This is a genomic window from Haloferax sp. ATB1, from assembly GCF_000730175.1.
This window is the reverse complement of the sequence record NZ_JPES01000062.1, coordinates 1-21,715: the sequence shown is the minus strand read 5'-3', so window position 1 is coordinate 21,715 and position 21,715 is coordinate 1. Positions and strand designations below refer to the sequence as shown.

The 21,715-nt window shown below is 66.8% G+C and carries 13 protein-coding genes and 3 pseudogenes; 13 read left to right on the top strand and 3 right to left on the bottom strand.

The features are described from left to right. The 12 genes and pseudogenes from ATB1_RS10175 to xacR form a co-directional block, all read left to right on the top strand. The coding region (locus tag ATB1_RS10175) for a cobaltochelatase subunit CobN (protein ID WP_042663589.1) at positions 1–1,304 on the top strand (1,304 nt) is incomplete at its 5' end. Continuing rightward, the gene (locus ATB1_RS10170; protein WP_042663588.1) at positions 1,297–1,977 is read left to right on the top strand and encodes a precorrin-8X methylmutase; all 681 of its coding nucleotides are present in this window, start codon (positions 1,297–1,299) and stop codon (positions 1,975–1,977) included. The genes ATB1_RS10175 and ATB1_RS10170, both read left to right, overlap by 8 nt. Then, on the top strand, positions 1,970–2,758 hold the full coding sequence (locus tag ATB1_RS10165) for a cobalt-precorrin-7 (C(5))-methyltransferase (protein ID WP_042663587.1): 789 nt from the start codon (positions 1,970–1,972) through the stop codon (positions 2,756–2,758). Before ATB1_RS10170 ends, ATB1_RS10165 begins: the two co-directional genes overlap by 8 nt. 75 nt (positions 2,759–2,833) lie before the next feature. Continuing rightward, entirely contained in the window at positions 2,834–4,033 is a 1,200-nt protein-coding gene (locus ATB1_RS10160) for an ABC transporter substrate-binding protein (RefSeq protein WP_042663586.1), read from the top strand. Positions 4,034–4,133: 100 nt separating this feature from the next. Continuing rightward, complete coding sequence (locus ATB1_RS10155; RefSeq protein ID WP_052367916.1) at positions 4,134–5,960, top strand: IucA/IucC family siderophore biosynthesis protein; 1,827 nt, start codon at positions 4,134–4,136, stop codon at positions 5,958–5,960. Positions 5,961–6,185: 225 nt separating this feature from the next. Then, positions 6,186–7,616 carry a diaminobutyrate--2-oxoglutarate transaminase gene (locus ATB1_RS10150; protein ID WP_277813222.1) on the top strand — a complete coding sequence of 477 codons (1,431 nt, stop codon included), beginning with the start codon at positions 6,186–6,188 and terminating at the stop codon, positions 7,614–7,616. After that, a complete protein-coding gene (locus tag ATB1_RS10145) occupies positions 7,613–9,181 on the top strand; it encodes an aspartate aminotransferase family protein (protein ID WP_042663583.1) in 1,569 nt (522 codons plus the stop codon). Before ATB1_RS10150 ends, ATB1_RS10145 begins: the two co-directional genes overlap by 4 nt. Next, positions 9,178–10,961: pseudogene (locus tag ATB1_RS23870) on the top strand (IucA/IucC family protein). Before ATB1_RS10145 ends, ATB1_RS23870 begins: the two are co-directional and overlap by 4 nt. After that, the gene (locus ATB1_RS10135) at positions 10,958–11,596 is read left to right on the top strand and encodes a GNAT family N-acetyltransferase (RefSeq protein WP_042663582.1); all 639 of its coding nucleotides are present in this window, start codon (positions 10,958–10,960) and stop codon (positions 11,594–11,596) included. Before ATB1_RS23870 ends, ATB1_RS10135 begins: the two are co-directional and overlap by 4 nt. Then, on the top strand, positions 11,593–12,972 hold the full coding sequence (locus tag ATB1_RS10130; protein WP_042663581.1) for a lysine N(6)-hydroxylase/L-ornithine N(5)-oxygenase family protein: 1,380 nt from the start codon (positions 11,593–11,595) through the stop codon (positions 12,970–12,972). The genes ATB1_RS10135 and ATB1_RS10130 overlap by 4 nt, the downstream gene beginning before the upstream one ends. Continuing rightward, positions 12,969–14,923, top strand: a pseudogene (locus ATB1_RS10125) (IucA/IucC family protein). Before ATB1_RS10130 ends, ATB1_RS10125 begins: the two are co-directional and overlap by 4 nt. 722 nt (positions 14,924–15,645) lie before the next feature. Next, positions 15,646–16,401: an HTH-type transcriptional regulator XacR gene (gene xacR, locus ATB1_RS10120; protein WP_042663580.1), complete on the top strand. Its 756-nt coding sequence runs from the start codon at positions 15,646–15,648 to the stop codon at positions 16,399–16,401. Between the two features lie 304 nt (positions 16,402–16,705). Here xacR and ATB1_RS10115 read toward each other — a convergent pair whose 3' ends face one another. After that, complete coding sequence (locus ATB1_RS10115) at positions 16,706–18,154, bottom strand: 2,5-dioxovalerate dehydrogenase (RefSeq protein ID WP_042663579.1); 1,449 nt, start codon at positions 18,152–18,154, stop codon at positions 16,706–16,708. Between the two features lie 241 nt (positions 18,155–18,395). Here ATB1_RS10115 and ATB1_RS10110 point away from each other — a divergent pair. Further along, positions 18,396–19,612 (top strand): annotated as a pseudogene (locus ATB1_RS10110) (mandelate racemase/muconate lactonizing enzyme family protein). 268 nt (positions 19,613–19,880) lie between these two features. Here the strand turns inward: ATB1_RS10110 and xacK are convergent. Both xacK and ATB1_RS10100 read right to left on the bottom strand, forming a co-directional pair. Further along, on the bottom strand, positions 19,881–21,032 hold the full coding sequence (gene xacK / locus ATB1_RS10105) for a xylose/arabinose ABC transporter ATP-binding protein XacK (protein WP_042663578.1): 1,152 nt from the start codon (positions 21,030–21,032) through the stop codon (positions 19,881–19,883). Positions 21,033–21,034: 2 nt separating this feature from the next. Further along, on the bottom strand, positions 21,035–21,715 hold a 681-nt coding region (locus ATB1_RS10100), incomplete at its 5' end, for an ABC transporter ATP-binding protein (protein WP_042663577.1).

Below are 21,715 nucleotides of genomic sequence, written 5' to 3'. Positions count from 1 at the left end.
ACGGCGAGTACGTCCGCCCCGGTGGCTCCGGCGCACCGACCCGCGGCGGGGTGGACCTGCTTCCGACCGGACGGAACTTCTACACGCTCGACCCGCGGAAAGTCCCGGCCAAGCCGGCGTGGAGCGTCGGCGAGCGTGTCGCTGAAGGCGTCCTTGACCGCCACTACGACGACCACGGCGAGTACCCCGAGGAGTTCGGGGTCGTCGCGTGGGGGACGCCGACGGTCCGGACCCGCGGCGAGACCATCGCGCAGGTGCTCGCGTTCATGGGCGTCGAGCCGGTGTGGACCGACGCGGGCCGCGTCGACGACGTGGAGCCGATTCCGCTGGACGAACTCGACCGCCCGCGAATCGACGTGACGACCCGCGTCTCGGGGCTGTTCCGCGACGCGTTCCCGCAGGCCGCGAGCGTCGTCAACGACGCCGTCGACGCGGTGATCGAACTCGACGAATCTCACGAGATGAACTACGTGAAAAAGCACGTCGAGGAGGACGCCGCGGAGTTCGAGGCCGACGGCGTGGACCCCGACGAGGCCGAGAAACTGGCCAAACACCGCGTCTTTACCACGACGCCCGGCGGCTACGGCGCGGGGACGAACAAGGCCGTCGACGAGGGCGAGTGGGACGACCGGAGCGACCTCGCGGACGTGTTCGTCCAGTGGGGCGGCTACGCCCTCGGGAGTCGCGGCACGGTGACCGAGGCCCACGACGCCTTCGAGCGCCGTCTGAGCGGCGTCGAAGCCACGGTGAAAATCGAGGACACCGCCGAGCAGGACGAGTTCGACTCCTCCGACTGGTACGCGTTCCACGGCGGGTTCGTCTCCGCCGTCGGCGAGATTTCCGGAAGCGACCCGGCGTCGTACGTCGGCGACTCCAGCGACCCCGACAACGTCAGCGTCTACACGAACGAGGAGAAAGTCCGCAAGGCGATGCGGGCGCGCGTCCTCAACCCCGACTGGCTCGACAGCATGGAGGAACACGGCTACAAGGGCGCGGGCGACCTCTCGACCACGGTCGACGTCGCGCTCGGCTGGGACGCGACGACGGGCGTCGTCAGCGACACGCTCTGGGAGAGTCTCGCCGACGCCTACGCCTTCGACGAGGACCGACAGGAGTGGCTGCGCGACGTGAACCCGTGGGCGCTCGAAAGCATCACCGCGACGTTCCTCGAAGCCATCGACCGCGACCTGTGGGACGCCGACGACGACGTGCGAGAGCGGTTGCAGGACATCAACCTCACCGTCGAAGGCGACCTCGAAGCGAACACGACGAACGCCATGACGCAGACCCAATCCGATGACTGAACGAGACGCCTACGCCGACCTCGGCGCGACGACGCAGGAAGCGATGGACATCGCGGAGACGAGCATGGACATCGTCCGGACGTTCGTCCCCGACGAGACGCTGACCGACCGACTGCGGCAGAAAGCGGTCCACTCGACCGGCGACATCGAGTTCCAGCACCTCATCCGGTGCCAGAACGACCCGGTCGTCGCGGGCGCGAGGGCCGTCCTCGACGAGCGACCCATCGTGACCGACATCACGATGGCGAAAGCCGGCATCACCGGCCGCGGCCACGACTGCCCGGTGCGGAAGGCAATCGGCAACGGGGCGGACCTCGCCGCCGAGACGGGCATGACCCGGACCGCGGCCGCGGTGCTCGAACTCGACAAGGAAGGCGTCTACGACGGCGCAATCGCGGTCGTCGGCAACGCGCCGACCGCCGCGTTGGCGCTCTGCGACTGCATCGAAAACGGGACTCGTCCGGCGGCCGTCGTGGCGACGCCCGTCGGGTTCGTGAAGGCCGAAGAGAGCCGGAAGCGCGTCCGCGACATCGCCGACGAGTACGACGTTCCGGCGGTGACGAACGTCGGGAAACGCGGCGGGAGCGGTCTCGCGGCCGCGCTCACGAACGAGTTGATTCACGTCGCCAGCGACGTGCGCAACGGCGACGTTGACCTCGGGAACCATGAGTGAGAACGACCCGTACGACCTCGATTCGGGGCCTGACCCGGCGACGTTCGCCGCGGCCGCTCCCGAGTCGGGCGTGGATGAAGACACCGATGCGCCGGTCTACGCGGTCGGCGTCGGCCCCGGCAACCCGGAGTACCTGACACCTCGCGGGAAGCGGGCGATTCGGGAGGCCGACGTGGTCGTCGGCTTCGAGACGGTCGTCGAGTTCGTCGCCGGCGAGACCGACGCCGACCTGCTCACCTGCGGCTACGCCGACGAGGCGGAGGCGCTGTCGGAGTTCGGGCGGCGCGTCGCGGCCGGCGACCGTGGGACGGCGGTCCTCATGGGCGACCCGAACCACTCGGGCTACCAGTTCCTCGGGAAGGTCCAGCGGGCCGTCGAGCGACCGGTGCGAGTGATTCCGGGCATCTCGTCGCTCCAGATAGCCGCGAGTCGCGCCCGGACGCCGATGGAGGACACGCGGTTCGTCACGCTCCACAAAAGCGGGTCGCTCGACGCCGACCTCGACCGACTGGCCGAGGCGGTCGGCGAGCGCCACCTGCTCGTCCTGCCGCGACCGTTCGACTGGATGCCGGGCGACATCGCCGCGTTCCTCCTCGATTCGGGTGCGGACGAGTCGCTGGACGCGCTCGTGCTCGAACGCCTGACCCACGACGACGAGCGAATCACCCGAACGACGCTCGGCGACCTCCGCGACTCGGCCGGCGGGAGCGGCCCCAACTCGACGCCGTACTCGGACCTCTCGGTCCTCGCCGTCAGAGCGCCCGTCGAGATGACCGACTGAGCCGCCTCGCACAGCAGTAGTTAGGCTCGCCTAAATTTCGAAGACGTTTTAACCATTTAGGGAAGCCTAAAACACATGGCAAACGACGGACACAGCGGTCGAGAATCGACGCGGCGTGAGTACCTGCAGTACGGCGGCGCGGTCGTCGCGGGCGGGCTGCTCGCGGGTTGTACCGGCGGCGGCGGGTCGGAGACGACGACAGAGTCCGAAGCCGAGACGACCACGGCGACGGCGACCGAGACGGCGGCAGAGACGGAAACCGAGACGACGACCGAGGCGTCGGAGTCCTACTCGGTGTCGATAGAGCCGGTCGGCGAGGTCACGTTCGACTCGGTCCCGGAGACGTGGGTCGCGAACAACGGCAGTTGGGCCGACATGGGCATCGCGCTCGGCCTCGACGCGCCGATGGGCGTCTGGCTCCCCGGCCGGTACCACACGCAGTACTACGACGAGATTCCCGACGTGAGCGTCGACAAGTCGTCCATCCGTCAGCTGTGGGGCGACAGCGGCGTCGGCAAAGAGCAGTTCTACGACATGGACGTGGACGTGCACGTCGCCGACCCGAACTTCCTCCTGAACCGCGGCCAGTGGAGCGAGGGCGATATCGAGGAGATCAGCACGCAGGTCGGTCCGTTCTTCGGTAACAGCAGCTTCTCGCGCGGCTACGCGTGGCACGAGGACTACCGCTACTACACCCTCTACGAGGCGTTCGAAAAGCTCGCACAGGTGTTCCAGCGCGAGGACCGCTTCGAGGCGTTCGAACAGGTCCACGAGGAGTTCCAGGCGAACCTCGCGCCGGTCGTCCCCGCACAGGGCGAACGGCCCTCGGCCGCCGTCGTCTGGGGCGGCGGCGACGAGCCCGAGGAGTTCTACCCCTACATCATCGACGAGGGGACGAGCTTCAAGCACCTCAACGACCTGAAGGTCAACGACGCGCTCGCGACGACCGACGTGAAGGACTTCTACAGCAACCGCGGCGCGGTCGACTTCGAGACGCTCCTCGAGGTCGACCCCGAAGTGCTCCTCCTGCGCGGACAGGAAGCCAAAAACCGCGAGGAGTTCCAGAACACGGTCATCTCGTTCATGGAGAACCACGAAGTGGCGAGCGAACTCACCGCCGTCCAGAACGGCGATGTCTACCGCGCCGGCGCGCTCTACCAGGGCCCCATCACGAACCTCGTCGTGACGGACCGCCTCGCACAGACCCTGTACGACGCCGACGAGCGCCTGTTCGACGCCCAGCGCGTCAGCGACATCGTCAACGGCAACCTGTAGTTCGGTCCCGCTTCGCGGCCCCGCTTTTCCCGTTTCGCGCCACCGTCGAGCGGCGCGTTCCGCCAGAATCCTTATATATTTTTAGGTCGGCCTAAAACATATGGCGACAAGCCGAGATATCGGACGGACACCGACGGCCGACGCGGCCCCGGACGACCGCGCCGCGTCAGCGACGTTGCACAGTTTCCTCAACTGCTACCTCCACGAAATCGGTGGCCACGAGGTCGTCGATACGGCCGAAACACCGCTCGAAACCGACTGTAAACGAGGATTTCGACTCCAACTTTCGGAGCAGAGAATCGAGGTATTCGTGCCACTTTCGTACTATTCCGCGGGGGATAGACACCTGTTCGGTGGGCCCGGCGTCTCCGTCCTCCCGGACGGCCGAGTCGTCGACCTCGACTACCTCCGGCTTGCGCGGTTGCTCCTCGAAGAACTGTCGCTCGCCCGCGACGCGCCGGGTTCGGTGGACGAACTGCTCCTCCGGGTCGTCGAAAGCTGTCGAAACACCGCCCGCGCGGTCGAGGGCCGCCGCGGCGACGAGGAGCGACTGTACGGCTTCGAGACGACGTTCCGCGACGCGGAGCAGTCGCTCGTCTTCGGCCACCACAGACACCCGACGCCCAAGAGCAGGCAGGGCATCGCGCCGCACGACGAACCGCGGTTCGCCCCGGAGCTACGCGGGTCGTTCCGACTCCACTACTTCCGAGTTGCGGCCGACCTCCTCGACCACGATTCGACGCTCGACCGGAGCGCCCCGGCGTGGATAGCCGACGCGCTCCGGGCGGACGAGTCGGTCCCCGAGTCGTTCGTCGCCGAACACCTCGATGGCGACTCCGACGACGGACTCGTCCCGGTCCACCCGTGGCAGGCCGACTACCTCCTCGAACAGCCAGCGGTTCGAGCGCGCCTCGGCGACGGTATCGAATCGCTCGGCGAGGTCGGCCGGGAGTTCTACCCGACCTCCTCGGTGCGGACGCTGTACGCCCCCGACGCGCCGTTCATGGTCAAGGGGTCGCTGAACGTCAAAATCACCAACTCTGCGCGGGTCAACAAGCGCCACGAACTGGTCCGCGGCGTCGCCGTCAGCGAACTGCTCGACGCCGGCTTCCGCGACGTTATCGACGCCGAGTTCCCCGATTTCGACCTCATCGACGACCCGGCCTACGTCACCGTCGACTTCGGCGACGGCGAGTCCGGTTTCGAGACCGTCCTCCGCGAGAACCCCTTCCGCGGCGACGCGGCGACGAACGCGACGCCCGTGGTCGCGCTCTGTCAGAACCCCATCGGCGAGGGTCGCTCCCGACTCGGGACTATCGTCGAGACGCTCGCGGAGCGCGAGGGTCAGTCACCGGGCGCGGTCGCCGAGTCGTGGTTTCGGCGGTACCTCTCGGTTGGACTTCGACCGGTGCTATGGCTCTACCTCCGGTACGGCTTCGGCGTCGAGGCCCACCAGCAGAACAGCGTCGTCCTGCTGGAGGACGGCTATCCGGCCGCGTTCCGCTACCGCGACAACCAGGGCTACTACTTCCCCGAGTCGCGGTACGACCGGCTCGACGAATTCCTCCCCGGCGTGGGCGAGCGCACGGACACCATCTGCGGCGACGACATCGCGGACCAGCGCATGATATACTGGACGATTCTCAACAACGCGCTCGGCGTCGTCAGCGCGCTCGGCCGGAGCGGACTGGTCGACGAGCGGCGACTGCTCGCGGTGCTCCGCGAGGAACTCGAATCGCTCCGCGAGGTCGACGCGCCGGGGTCGTCGCTCCTCGACCGACTGCTCACCGAGCCGACGCTGACGCGCCAGTCGAACCTCCTGACGCGGTTCCACGACATCGACGAACTGGACGACTCCCTCGACGACGCGCCGCTCTTCGTCGAAGTCGACAACCCGCTGGTGACGGCGTTCGACGGGGAGTGGTGAGGTAGCGCGGCGGCGACGTGGGCGGCCGGTTCGAGCCCGAGATTCGACTCGGCTCGCTGCGACCGGCGCGTGGGTGGGAGCTCAGGCAGAGAAAACCGCCGAAAGCGGCGGAAGACGGTCGCCGCGGACGCTCCGCGGCGACCGAGTAGCGGCTGCGCTGTCGTTCTATTATTCACTCAATCTGTGCCTGCAGTAAACTTTTTGTATTTTTAGGCTAGCCTAAAACTGTATGCTCGACAGCGACAGACCGACGACGAATCGGCGGAGGACAGCGCGATGACCGACCCGACGGCCGGCAACGAGGCGTTGCTCGAACAGCAGGCCGCCCGCGAGTCGAGCGCGCGGACCTATCCCCGACACCTCCCGCACGCGATACGGGAGGCTTCGGGCGTCACCGTCACCGACATGGACGGCGAGGAGTATTACGACTGCCTCGCGGGGGCCGGCACGCTCGCACTCGGACACAACCACCCGAAGGTAGTCGAGGCGATGGAGCGCGTCCTCGCGGAGGACCGCCCGCTTCACACCCTCGACATCACGACACCCGTCAAGGAGCGGTTCGTCGACACGCTGTTCGACAGCCTCCCCGACGAGTTCGCCGACAACGCGCGGGTGCAGTTCTGTAGCCCCGCCGGGACCGACGCCGTCGAGGCCGCGCTCAAACTCGTCAAGACCGCGACGGGCAACCGGAGCGTCCTCGGCTTTCAGGGCGGCTACCACGGCATGACCAACGGCGCGCTGAGCCTGATGGGCGACACCGACCCGAAGGAGGACGTGCCGGGACTGATGCCCGACGTACACCACCTGCCGTATCCGTACGAGTATCGGTGTCCGTTCGGCGTCGGCGGCGAGGAGTGCCACGAACTCGCCGCCCGGTACGTCGAGCGAACACTCGACGACCCCGAAAGCGGCATCACCGAGCCCGCGGGGATGGTGGTCGAACTCGTGCAGGGCGAGGGCGGCGCGATTCCCGCGCCCGACGACTGGACCCGCGAGATTCGACGGATGACCCGCGAGCGCGACATCCCGCTGGTCGTAGACGAGATTCAGACCGGCCTCGGCCGGACCGGCGAGCTGTACGCCTTCGAGCACGCCGACATCGTCCCCGACGCGGTCACGCTCTCGAAGGCCATCGGCGGGGCGCTCCCGCTTTCGGTCGTCGTCTACGACGAGTCGCTCGACGTCTGGGAGCCGGGCGCGCACGCCGGGACCTTCCGGGGGAACCAACTCGCGATGGCCGCCGGCATCGCCACCATCGAACACGTGCTCGAACACGACCTCGACGACCACGCCGCGCGCATGGGCGACCGACTCCGCGGCCACCTCGACGCGACGAAACGCGCTCACGACGCCGTCGGCGACGTTCGCGGCCGCGGGCTGATGCTCGGCGTCGAACTCGTCGACCCCGCGGGCGAGCCCGACGCCTGCGGGCGCTTCCCGGCGCATCCGGACCTCGCCGACGCCGTCCGCGCGGCGTGTTTCGACCGCGGGCTCATCGTCGAACTCGGCGGCCGCCACGGGAGCGTCGTCCGGTTCCTCCCGCCGCTCGTCGTCACTCCGAGCGACGTGGACGCCATCGGGAGCATCTTCGCCGACGCCGTGGAGGCCGCAATCGAGGAGGTCAACACCGACGGCCGCCGGGAGGTCGCCGCATGAACGGCGTCGGCGGCGTCGACGGCGTCGGCGAGCGCCGCGACCCGCGACCGGACGCCGCGAAGTGGTTCCTGAGCGGCGACGACGACGACCGAGCGCGCTACCGGGACGCGATTCGGCGGGCGTGCGATCTCGTTCTCGACGAGTTCGCCGACGAGGCGACGCCGTACTCGGGGGCGACACCCGAGGAACTCGACGACGCGCTCGCCCGGTTCGAGATGTTGCCCCACGAGGGCGACGGCCTGGCCGCGGCGCTCGACCGCACCGAACCGATTCTGCGGAACTCGGTCGGCGTCTCGGACCCGACCTGCGTCGCGCACCTCCAGTGTCCGCCGACGATTCCCGCGCTCGCGGCCGAGGTGCTCCTGACGGCGACGAACCAGTCGATGGACTCGTGGGACCAGAGCCCCGCCGCGACGCAGCTCGAACGGCGGTTCGTCGACGAGTTGTGCGACCTGTTCGGCTACGAGGACGGCGACGGCGTGTTCACCAGCGGCGGCACGCAGTCGAACTTCGTCGGCCTGCTCCTCGCGCGCAACAGGGTCCTCCTGGAGGAGTACGGCGTCGATGTACAACAGGCAGGCCTCCCGCCGGAGGCGCGGGACCTGCGAATCCTCTGTTCGGCCGACGCCCACTTCACCGCCACGCAGGCGGCCTCGCACCTCGGCCTCGGTGAGAACGCCGTCGTCACCGTCCCGACCGACGACGACCGCCGCCTGTCGATGGAAGCGTTCGACGAGGCGGTGACGGACCTCCGCGAGCGCGGGAAACGACCGTTCGCAATCGTCGCGACAGCCGGGACGACCGACTTCGGCAGTATCGACCCGTTAGGCCCGCTGGCCGAGCGCGCGGCCGAACTCGACTGCTGGTACCACGTCGATGCCGCGTGGGGCGGCGCGCTCGCCCTGAGCGACGACCACGCCGACAAACTCGCCGGTATCGAGGCCGCGGACTCCGTCGCGGTCGACTTCCACAAACTGTTCTACCAGCCGATTAGCTGCGGCGCGGTCCTCGTCCGCGACGAGTCGGCGTACGACCTCATCGACCGCAACGCGGCCTACCTGAACCCCGAGCGCGACGACGACGCGGGCGTGCCGAACCTCGTCTCGAAGTCGGTCCAGACGACCCGGCGGTTCGACGCGCTCAAACCCTTCGTCACGATGCAGGCGCTCGGCCGCGAGGGACTGGCGTCGATGGTCGAGTACACCATCGACCTCGCCGACGACGCCGCGAGGCTCGTCGAGGCCGACCCCGACCTCCGACTCGTCCACGACTCCGACCTGAACGTCGTCGTCTTCCGGTACGTCCCCGACCGTGACCGGGACGACGACACGGCGGATGACACGGCCGACGGCCCGAGCGCCGACGACCTGAACGAGGCCATCCGCGACTCGCTCCTCGACGACGGCGAGGCCGTGGTGGCCCGGACCACCGTCGACGGCGAGACGTGCCTGAAGCTGACGCTCCTGAACCCCCGAACGACGCGCGAGGACCTCCGAGACCTCCTGCGCGAGATTTCGACTCGCGGAACCGAACTCGAAACGACGACCGACGACCGACACGCATGAATCCGAACGACACAGCCGAGTCAGCGACGATACACAGCTTCCTGAACTGCTACCTCCGGGAGACCGGCGACTACACCGTCGTCCCCGCCGGGGACGCACCGGTCGAGACGGACGCCGACGAAGTCGTCCACGCGCCGCTGTTCCATCAGGGCGTGGACCTCTACGTCCCGCTTTCGTACCGGTCGCCGACGGACCGACACCTGTTCGACCTGCCCGGCGTCTACCGACTTCCCCGGCGGCGAGACGCTCCCGCTCGAGTACACGGTGCTCGTGGCCCTCGTCACGTCCGAACTCAGACTCGGGCGCGACGACGCCGGCGCGGCCGACGAACTCCTCCTCCGAGTCGTCAAGAGCTGTCAGAACATCGAGCGGTTCGTCGAGGGCCGCCGCGGCGACGAGGAGCGACTGTACGGCTTCGACACCACCTTCCGCGACGCGGAGCAGTCGCTCGTCTTCGGCCACCCGCTGCACCCGACGCCCAAAAGCAGGCAGGGCATCCCCGACCACGAGTCGCGGACCTACGCGCCCGAACTCCGCGGGTCGTTTTCGCTTTCGTACTTCAGCGCTGACCCCGGACTCGTCGTGCAGGAGTCCGCCCGCGACGACTCGGCGGCCGAGTGGGTCGCGTCGGCCCTCCGCGCGGACGACTCGGTCCCCGAGTCGTTCGTCTCTGAACACGTCGATTGCGGACAGGGTGTTGCTTCCCGTCCACCCGTGGCAAGCGGACTACCTCCGCGCGCAACCCGAAGTGCAGACGCACCTCGGAGACGGCCTCGAATACGTCGGCCAGGTCGGCCGGGAGTTCTACCCGACCTCCTCGGTGCGGACGCTGTACTCGCCGGACGCGCCGTTCATGGTCAAGGGGTCGCTGAACGTCAAAATCACCAACTCCGAGCGGACGAACAAACTCCCCGAACTGGAGCGCGGCGTCGCCATCACCGAACTGCTGGACACCGAACTCGGCGACGACCTCGAAGAGCGGTTCCCGGCGTTCGACGTCGTCCGCGACCCGGCGTACCTGACGGTCGACCTCGACGACGGCGAATCCGGCTTCGAAACCGTCCTCCGCGAGAACCCCTTCCGCGGCAACGCGGCGACGAACGCGACGCCCGTGGTCGGTCTCTGTCAGGACCACCTCGGCGACGGGTCGTCGCGGCTGGCGACGCTCGTCGAGGGAATCGCCGACCACGAGGGGCGACCGACCGACGCGGTGGCGGAAGACTGGTTCCGTCAGTACCTCGAACTGTCGGTCCGGCCGGTGCTGTGGCTCTATCTCGAACGCGGGCTGGGCGTCGAAGCCCACCAGCAGAACAGCGTCCTGACGCTCGACGGCGGCTATCCCGAGACGTTCCGCTACCGCGACAATCAGGGCTACTACCTCCCCGAGTCGATGTACGACGAGGTGGACGCGCTCCTGCCCGGCATCGGCGAGCGCGCCGACACCGTCTGTCCGGACGCCGTCGCCGACGAACGCATCCGGTACTACGTCATCATCAACAACGCCCTCGGCCTCGTCAACGCCTTCGGCACGGCCGGGCTGGTCGACGAGCGACGCCTCTTGGGCGTCCTCCGCGAGGAACTCGAATCGCTTCGCCGGTACGACCGACCGTCGTCGTCGCTCCTCGACGACCTCCTCACGAAAGAGACGATTCCCTGCAAGGCGAACCTGCTCACGCGGTTCCACGACATGGACGAACTGGAGGGCTCGCTGGCGAACCAGTCGGTGTACGCCGATATCGACAACCCGCTGGTCACGGAACTGGAGGTGCCGACGCCATGACCGGTTCGAACGCCGACCCGGCGACTACGACCGCGACCGCGACGACGCGAGCGGGCGCGGCCCGCGAGTACGCGTATCAGGTTCGAAACGAGCGCATCGACCGGACCGTGGCGTTCGCCGAGGTCGACCCGGCCCTCGATTTCGACCGCCTTCGCGCGTGGTTCGGCTCCGACCACGTCAAGCCGTACTGGCAACTCGACCTACCTGAGGCGGCGTTTCGGGCGAAGCTCGACGCGAAAATCGCCGACGACCACCTGACGCCCTACGTCGGCCTGCTGGACCACACGCCGATGAGCTACTGGGAGACCTACCGCGCGGCCGACGACGTGGTCGGCGAGCGCTACGCCGCGGAGTCGGAAGACCGCGGCGTCCACCTGCTCATCGGGCCGCCGGAGTACCTCGGGCACGGCTACGCCGCGCCGCTCCTGCGGGCGATTACCGCGTTTCAGTTCCGCGCAACTGACGCCGAGCGGGTCGTCAGCGAACCGGACGTTCGCAACGAAATCGCTATCCGCGTCTTCGAGCGGTGCGGTTACGAACCGCAGGAACGCATCGACCTCCCCGACAAGGAAGCGCTGTTGATGCACTGCGAGCGCGAGCGGTTTTTCGGCGGGGAGACGGAGGTGGGCCGATGAGCGAGACGCCCGTCCACGACGTGGTCGGCGTCGGCCTCGGGCCGTTCAACCTCGGACTGGCCGCCATGCTCGACGACGCGCCCGACGACGTGGACGCGGTGTTCCTCGAACAGGACGCCGAGTTCGCGTGGCACGAGGGGATGCTCATCGAGGGGACGACCCTCGAAGTGCCGTTCCTCGCGGACCTCGTGACGCTGGCCGACCCGACGAGTCCCCACAGCTACCTCAACTACCTGCGGGAGACCGGCCGCATCTACGAGTTTTACTTCTACGAGACGTTCCAGATTCCTCGGAGGGAGTACGACGACTACCTGCGCTGGGTCAGCCGGCGACTCGACGCCTGCCGGTTCGAACGCCGGGTGACGAACATCGAGTGGTCCGACGCCGACGCCGGCTACTTCGAGGTGACCGCCCGCCACCCCGAAAGCGGCGAGGAGCACCGTTACCGGGGCGAAGACGTGGTGTTCGGCGTCGGAAGCCGACCGCACGTCCCCGAAAATCTGGGCGGGCACCCCGAGCGGGACGTGTTCCACACCGCGGCGTATCGGAGCCGAAAAGAGCGGTGTCTCGACGCCGACTCGATAACCGTCGTCGGGTCGGGCCAGAGCGCCGCGGAGGTGTTCTTGGACCTCTTGGAGGCGCAGGCCGACGCGGACTACCGGCTCGACTGGCTCACGCGCTCGGAGGGCTTCTTCCCGATGGAGTACTCGAAGCTCGGACTCCAGCACTTCACGCCGGAGTACACGTCGTACTTCAACGACCTCCCGCAAGAGACCCGTGACGAGGTGTACCCCGAACAGGACCTGCTGTACAAGGGCATCGACGTGAACACCAGCGCCGAGATATACGACGCACTCTACCGTCGCTCCATCGGCGACCGCGACCCCGACGTGGGGCTGTTCGCCATGACCTCGGTGGAGGGCATCGAGCGGGTGTCCGGTCCCGGCGGGCCGCGCTACCGTCTCGACTGCGAGCAGTGGCAGTCCGAGACGCCGTTCGCCCACGAGAGCGAGGTCGTCGTCCTCGGGACGGGCTACCACCGTCCGACGCCGAGTTTCCTCTCGTCGCTCGAATCGCGCATCGAGTGGGACGACAGGGGTCGCTACCGCATCACCGACGACTACCGACTGCGCCTCGACGACGACGTGACGGGGCGCATCTTCGTCCAGAACGCCGAGCGCCACACCCACGGGGTCGGCGCGCCCGACCTCGGCCTCGGCTGTTATCGCAACGCGCACATCGTGAACCGACTCTGCGACCGACCGGTCTACCCCGAAGACGAGGACACCGTGTTTCAGGACTTCGCCGTCGAGCGGTTCCTCGAAACGACCGACGGCGCGACCGCGGCGGCATCGACGGCGGAGGAAGACGAATGAACGGACCAGAACTGCGGACGAACGGACGGACAGGACGGATAGACAGACTGGAGACGCTCCGGACCGCGCTCGACGCGGACCGGTGGACGAACGTGAGCCACGACCTGCTCACGAAGCTGTTCGAGGAGTTCCTGTACGAGGAACTGCTCGACCCCGAAGCGCGCGGTTCCGACGGCGAGTGGATCCGGTACCGCCTCGAGTACGACGGCGTTTCCTACCGGTTCGCGGCCCAATCGCGACCGTTCGACAGCTATCGTGTCGACCCCGACAGCATCGAGCGACGGGCAGACGGCGATAGTGGCGAGACAGAGAGCGGAGACGCCGGCGAGAAGTCGGGGAGAGGTGGAGACGCCGATGGCTGGCGGCCCGCGACCGACCCCGTCCAGTTCCTCCTCGACGCGCGGGAGTCGCTCGGCGTGGCCCCCGAGACGGCGAGTCACCTCGTTCGGGAGTACAACAACACGCTGGTCGCCGACGCCACATCGACGCCCGAAAGGCGGATTCGGACGAGAGCCTGCTGGACATGCCGTACGCCGCGGTCGAAGGCGAGATGGAGGGCCACCCGTGGTTCACCATCAGCAAGGGCCGCATCGGCTTTGGCTACGACGACTACCGGGCGTACGCGCCCGAACGCAAGACGCCGCAGTCGCTCGTTTGGGTCGCCGCGCGCCGCGACCGCGCCGACTTCCGGAGTGTCGAGGGCCTGCGGTACGAGTCGCTGATGGCCCAGCAACTCGGCGGGGCCGCGGCGGAGTTCGACGCGACGCTCCGGGCCGGCGGCCACGACCCGGACGACTACTACTACCTCCCGGTCCACGAGTGGCAGTGGGAAAACACCGTCGCGCAACTGTTCGCCAAGGACATCGCCGCCGGCGATATCGTCCCGCTGGGGACCGGCCCCGACAGCTACCTCCCGCAGCAGTCGGTGCGGACGCTGACGAACCTCTCGGACCCCGAAAAGCCACACGTCAAGGTCCCGATTCGCGTGCTGAACACCATCGTCTATCGGGGACTGCCCGGCGAGCAGGCGCGCGCCGCGCCGCGGGTCACGGAGTACGTGCAGTCGATTCGCGACGACGACCCGTTCCTCCGCGACGACTGCGAGTTAGTGCTGCCGGGCGAGATTGCGAGCCTCAACTACGACCATCCCGAGTTCTCGCAACTGGACAACGCGCCGTACCAGTATCACGAACTGCTCGGGGCGGTGTGGCGCGAGAGCGTCGAGGCCCTCGTCGACGACGACGAGCAGGTGCTCACGCTTTCGGCGCTCATGCACGAGGACGCCGACGGCACGCCCGTCGTCTCCAAGCTCGCCGAGCGGGCCGGCTGTTCTATCGACGAGTGGCTGGCCGACTGCTTCGACGTGCTGCTACCGCCGCTGTTGCACTACCTCTACCGCTACGGGATGGTGTTCATGCCCCACGGGACGAACACGATGCTCGTCCTGCGGGACAGTCGGCCGACCCGGCTGGCGGTAAAGGACTACGTGGACGAAATCGCGGTCAGCGAGACGCGCCTCCCGGAACTCGACAGGCTCCCCGACGACCTGTACGAACACGACGATATCATCCACCGGAAGTCGCCGGAGGGAATGTGTCAGCACATCGTCGGCACGCTGTTCGTCTGCGTCCTGCGCTACGTGGCCGACCTGCTGGAGCGCCGCGAGGGCTACGACGAGATTCGCCTGTGGCGGCAGGTCCGCGCGAGCATCGAGCGGTACCACGAGCGGTTCCCGGAACTGGAAGACCGCTTCGAGCTGTTCGACCTGTTCAAACCGGAGTACGACAAGCTCTGTCTGAACCGGAACCGACTGGTTGAGTACGGTTACGACGACGACCACGCGCCGCCGGCGGTGACGGCCCACGGGACCGTCTCGAACGCGCTTTTCGACCTCGAACCGGCGGTGCGAACAGGGGGTGACGGGAGCGACCAATCGTACGACGACAACTAACCGCTTCGTCGCAGTGTTCCTGTTCGACGTCGCGTCGCTGTGGTTCTACCGGACCGCCCGGCGGCGCTCACTCGCTCGAAGCGGTGTGAGGGGGGCCGTGGCCGGCGACGACTGACGCCCGCGGGGCGGCCGAGGACTCATCGACAAAATCACAGATTAAGTATATTTTGGACCGAGATATTTGACACGTTTTCGCAGTAGGGATAGACGAGACTATTGGAAGGATCACTTGTGTCCCAGACATCCAGTAAGACCCGTTTTCAGCGACAAGAACCATTATTCAGAGATGAGTGAAACGGAAGCGAGCTATCGAGATACGTAGGCTATTTTATAGCAACTATGAAATCATACATACATGAGTTCGGTCGATAATCAGGGTGAACGTCGATGCGTGGTCGAGACGGCAAACCGGTCGCGCCGAGGAGACGACCGCCGGGCAAGCTCTACACCCATGCCAAAAACTATCACGCTCCGGCACGAGGTTACGCGTGGTCGGCGCGAGCGGTCCGACCGTGTGACGTGTCAGTCATACCAGTACGCGCGAGTCGGCGGCGGGCGCCGTGACAAGTCCAACTCATGAACGCCCACCGCTGACTCTCGCGCTACGCTCAGCATCAACCATCGAAAGCGGTTTTCCGAGTCGAACGGGACGCCCTTCTGCGACTCGGCGTCACCGTTCTCCGGACCAGAACACTTATTCAGATACTTGACAACGAGTAGCTATGGACGCCAAACATCCGGTGCGAACCACCGAGAAGACACTGGCGCTCGTCGAGGAGTTGATGCAGAAAGGTCCCTGTGGGGTCACGGAGTTGGCGAGCGACCTCGACATGGGAAAGAGCGCGGTCCACAACCACCTGACGACCCTCCAGAAACACGGATACGTCCTGAAGGACGGCGACGACTACCGCGTCGGGCTGAAGTTCCTCGAAGTCGGCGGTCACAGTCGGAAGTCGATGGAGGTGTATCAGGTCGCCGAACCCGAGGTCAAATCGCTCGCCGCCGACACTGGTGAACTCGCCAACCTGCTCGTCGAAGAACAGGGGATGGGCGTCTACCTGATGCGGGCGAAAGGCGACGACGCCGTCGACCTCGACACCTACGCGGGCCTCCGAACGAACCTGCACACGACCGCCCTCGGGAAAGCGATTCTCGCGAACCTCCCGGAGTCCCGGGTGGACGAGATAATCGAACGCCACGGTCTCGAACAGAAGACGCCGAAGAGCATCGGCACGCGACAGGAGCTGTTTCAGGTGCTCGAAGCGGTCCGGGAGCGGGGCTACGCCATCGACGACGGCGAGCGTCTCGAAGGGCTGCGCTGTCTCGCGGCACCCATCAAATCGTCCTCCGGCGAGGTGCTCGGAGCCATCAGCGTCTCGGCACCCGCCAGCCGGGTCAGCGACGAAGACCTCCACGGGTCGCTCCCCGAACGCGTCCTGAGCGCGGCGAACGTCGTCGAACTCAACATCAACTACTGACGCCCCGTTTGCTATCTCGGAACAGGCCGCGAGCCCCTCGAATTCTCTATATGGAACCGTGTTAACACAGCTCTCGGCGTGTGACCACGGCTTAAGATTACATAGCTATGCGTGTAACTCAGGCTGCGATAACCCGTTGAGTCTCGTTCTGTTATAGAGAATCTTGTTTGGGGCGGACTGAGCCGACGGTATCGGCCGGGTGAGAGTGCAGGTGATGGGAGAGGAAAAGAGAGGAGATGAGAAGAGACGAGAAAAAAGAACGAGGCGATGGCAGCCGGTCGCATCGACGACCGCAGGGAGCCGCTCAGTAGTTGTCGTAGACGGTCTTCTCGATGGTGTAGAAGTCGAGGCCGGCGTCGCCCTGTTCGCGCCACGTCTCGGAGGAAGAGCGCTTGAACCCGCCGAAGGGGACGTGGAGTTCGAGGCCGGTCGTCTTGTCGTTGACCTTCACGACGCCGGCTTCGGCCTCGTCGACGAAGCGGTTCGCCTCGGTGTGGTCGTCGGTGACGACGCTGGCCGACAGGCCGTAGTCGACGTCGTTCGCGACCGCAAGCCCCTCGTCGAAGTCACTCACTTTGATGACGGCGACGACCGGACCGAAGACCTCCTCCTGTGCGATACGCATGTCGGGGTCGACGTCGGTGAACACCGTCGGCTCGACGAAGTGGCCCGTCTCGACCTCCTCACCCTCGGGGACGCCGCCGCCAGCGGCGAGCGTCGCACCCTCGCCCTCGGCGATGTCGATGTATTCGAGCGTCGAGGAGAGTTCGGACTCGCTGACCTGCGGGCCCATCTCGTGGTCGGTGCCGGGACCGACGTCGAGCGATTCCGCGCGGTCGACGAGCTCGGCGACGAAGTCGTCGTACACGTCCTCGTGAACGATGGCGCGGGAACAGGCCGTACAGGACTGGCCGGTGGTTCCGAACCCGCCGTTAGCGACGATGTCGGCGGCCTCGGCGGGGTCCGCCGAGTCGGCGACGAGCGTCGGGTTCTTCCCGCCGAGTTCGGTCTGAACGCGCTTGCCGGCGTCTGTGGCCTGCTCGTAGACCATCTCGCCGACCTGACTGCTGCCGGTGAACGAGACGAGGTCCGTGCCCTCGTTGCCGATGAACTCGCTGCCGACCGAGCTACCGGGCCCGGTGACGACGTTGAGGACGCCGTCCGGAAGGCCGGCCTCGTCGAGCGCGCGGGCGATTTCGATGACGACGCCGGGCGCGATGGAGGCGGGCTTCAGGACGACGGTGTTGCCGGCGGCGAGCGCCGGGGCGAGCTTCCACGCGGGGATGGCGATGGGGTAGTTCCACGGCGTGATGAGCGCCGCGACGCCCACCGGCTCCTGCCGCGTGTAGAGGTTCGTGTTCGGTCCGCTCGCGCCCTTCCTCGTGCCGCCGAGATCGGCGGCCTTCGTCGAGAAGTAGTGGAAGATGTCGATGGCGCGCTGTACCTCGCCCGCCGCTTCGGGCCGCGCCTTCCCCTCCTCGGCGATGAGAATCTCCGTCAGTTCGTCCTTCCGCTGGGCGAGGAGCGTGCCCGCCTCGCGGAGGATGCGCCCGCGCTCCGGGCCGGGCGTGTTTCGCCACTCGTCTTCGGCCGCTACGGCGGCGTCGACGGCCGCTGCAGCGTCGTTCTCGTTCGAGTGCTGGTACGTCGCGACTACCTCGCTCGGGTTCGCGGGGTTCGTCACCTCGGCCGTCTCGCCGGTCTCGGAGGCGACCCACTCGCCGTTGACGTAGTTTTTACTGGGTTCCGTCATCGGTCATGTGTTCTCTCTTCCGACATACAATTCTTGCGAAATTGTCACCATTTGTGGGCTGTCGTCGGCGAGGGTCGAGTTCACGGAGGCGTGCGCCGGGATGAGTGCTCGGAGCGTACCAACCCACACTGACTTTTGTAGTGGCTTTCGAGATATACGTGCGCAATGGCTTGAGCAAGCGAAGCTTAGCGACCCGAACGCGGAGTACACGAAGCTTAGCGACCCGAACGCGGAGTACACGATGCGCGACCTGAATCCGCGGAGACGATGGATATCACGAATCCGCGAGGACGGACGTTCAGACGACGCCGAAAGTCGACGGACGTACTAGACGACGATGGTCGACGGCAACTATCCGTGGATTCTCGTCCGCGTCTACACAGACGCCGGCGTCGTCGGGCACCGGCGAGGCCTCCATCATGGGGCGGCGGCGACACCGCCATCATCGAGCGGATGAAACCGTTCGACATCGTCGGACTGTACGAACCCCCTCGACCATCAGACCGTCTCTACGAGCACCTCGTCCAGAAGATGTCCGGCGAGGGCTCGGTTTCGGGCAAGGTCATCTCCGCCATCTCGGGCATCGAAATCGCGCTTCACGACGTCGCCGGGAAGCTCCTCGACGTGCCCGCCTACCAGCTCGTCGGCGGGAAGTACCGCGACGAGGTGCGCGTCTACTGCGACCTCCACACCGAAGACGAGGCCAATCCGCAGGCCTGCGCCGAGGAGGGCGTCCGCGTGGTCGAGGAGCTCGGCTACGACGCCATCAAGTTCGACCTCGACGTGCCCTCGGGCCACGAGAAGGACCGCGCGAACCGCCACCTCCGCAACCCCGAAATCGACCACAAGGTCGAAATCGTCGAAGCCGTCACCGAAGCCGTCGGCGACCGCGCGGACGTGGCGTTCGACTGCCACTGGTCCTTTACCGGCGGGAGCGCAAAGCGCCTCGCCGCCGAGCTGGAAGACTACGACGTGTGGTGGCTCGAAGACCCCGTCCCGCCGGAGAACCACGACGTACAGAAGCTCGTGACGCAGTCCACGACGACGCCCATCGCGGTCGGCGAGAACGTCTACCGGAAGTTCGGCCAGCGGACGCTGCTCGAACCGCAGGCGGTGGACATCATCGCGCCCGACCTGCCCCGCGTCGGCGGCATGCGCGAGACGCGGAAGATCGCCGACCTCGCGGACATGTACTACATCCCCGTGGCGATGCACAACGTCTCGTCGCCCATCGGGACGATGGCGTCTGCACAAGTCGCTGCGGCCATCCCGAACTCGCTTGCCCTCGAATACCACTCCTACCAGCTCGGCTGGTGGGAGGACCTCGTCGAGGAGGACGACCTGATTCAGAACGGTCGGATGGAGATTCCCGAGAAGCCCGGTCTCGGGCTGACGCTCGACCTCGACGCCGTCGGAGAACACATGGTCGAAGGGGAGACTCTCTTCGACGAGGAGTAAGCCGACACCGAGGACGAGACTCTCCCACGGCGGCCGCATCAACCTGACATGCAACACCCATAACCCGGACGCACCACCGCGGGCGAGAGAAGTGAGCGTCTCTCGACCCGCGGCGCGCCGTCGCGGCCGCCTTTTCACTCGCTGGAGTTCGATACCGGAGCGACGCGATTCGCGGAGACAGTCGCTACGCCGACGCGGATAGCTCGACGGCTGAGAACGGCGCGCGAACCGCGGACGAGAAACAGAAAGCGCAGAAAGCGGTGACCGGTCAGTCCGAGACGAACGCACCGATGGCGCGGTTCGACGGGAGCTCTCGGTTCTTCAGCGCGTCGCCGGTCTCCCCGTCGAACAGGTGAACCGCGTCTTCGGGGAACGAGACGGTCGTGCGGTCGCCCGCTTCGACTCTCGACTTGCCGGTCGTGGTGGCGGTGAACTGGGTCCCCTCGCCCCCGCCGACGAACCGCAGGTGGACGGTGTTCTCGTTCCCCTGCGGCTCGACGACGACGACCTCGGCGTCGAACGTTCGGTCGCTCGACCGCTGGTCTCCGACCGCGACGTCCTCGGGCCGGATACCGAGTGTGAGGGAGCTCACGTCGCCGAGTTGGTCTCTGGTCGCGCCCGAAAGCGGGTAGTCGAAGCCGTCGCCGCCGAAGGTGTCGCCCTCCAGTGACCCGTCGAAGAAGTTCATCGACGGTTCGCCGATGAAGCCCGCGACGAACAGGTTGTTCGGGCGGTGGTAGCAGTCCAGCGGCGTGCCGACCTGCTGGAGTTCGCCGTCGTCGAGGACGGCGACGCGGTCGCCCATCGTCATCGCCTCGGTCTGGTCGTGGGTGACGTAGACGGTCGTGACGCCGAGTTCCCCCTGCAGGCGCTGGAGTTCGGTCCGCATCTCCGCCCGGAGTTTGGCGTCCAAGTTGGACAGCGGCTCGTCCATCAGGAACACTTCCGGGTCACGGACGATGGCCCGCCCCAGCGCGACCCGCTGTTGCTGGCCGCCCGAAAGCTGTCCGGGCTTGCGGTCGAGCAGGTCCGAGATGCCGAGCATATCGGTCGTCTCTTCGACCCGCTGACGTATCTCGTCGTCAGGGAGGTCGGTCGACTCTTCGAGACCGAACGACATGTTCCCGCGGACGCTCTTGTGCGGGTACAGCGCGTACGACTGGAACACCATCGCGATGTCCCGGTCCTGCGCGGACACGTCGTTGAGGACGCGCTCTTCGAGTCTGAGTTCGCCCTCGGTGACGGTTTCGAGGCCCGCCATCATCCGGAGCGTCGTCGACTTCCCGCACCCCGAGGGACCGACGAGCACGAGGAACTCCCCGTCGTCGATGTCGAGCGAGAGGTCTTCGACGGCGACGATGTCGCCGCCGCCGTCGTCGGTGTACACCTTCGTCACGTCGTCGAGTGTTAATCGTGCCATGGCTACTGTTCGAGTTGCGTGCGGTCGTCTTCCTGGTCGTAGCGGCGGTTGTGCACCGCGGTTCCGGTCTCCGCGTCGAACACGTGAATCTTGTCCGGCGGAATCGTCACCGTGACGCGGTCGCCCCGCGTGACGAGGTGCATCCCCTCCGTGACCGCCTGCAGGGCGTCGTCGGCGGAGGGTTGGTCCGGGTGCGAGAGGTGGAGGACGTTCTGGTCGCCGTGGGGTTCCACGACGGTCACGTCCATCCGGAGTTCGTGGTCGCCGAGCGCGGTGTCGTCGGCGGTGTCGTCGGTCGTCGCGTCAACGACCGCGATGTCTTCGGGGCGAATCCCCAAGACGAGGTCCTCGCGGGCGCCGACGGACTCCATCACGTCTTCGTCGAGCGGGTACGAGAAGTGCTCGCCGACGAACGTCGTCTCCGAGCGCGTCCCACGGACGAGGTTTATCATCGGCTCGCCGATGAACTCCGCGACGAACAGGTTGTTCGGGCGGTGGTAGCACTCGAAGGGAGAGGCCACCTGTTGGAGTTCGCCGTCGTCCATGACGGCGATGCGGTCGGCCATCGTCATCGCCTCGGTCTGGTTGTGGGTGACGTAGACGGTCGTGACCGCGAGTTGGTCCTGTAGGTTCTGGAGTTCGGTGCGCATCTCCGCGCGCAGTTTGGCGTCCAAGTTGGACAG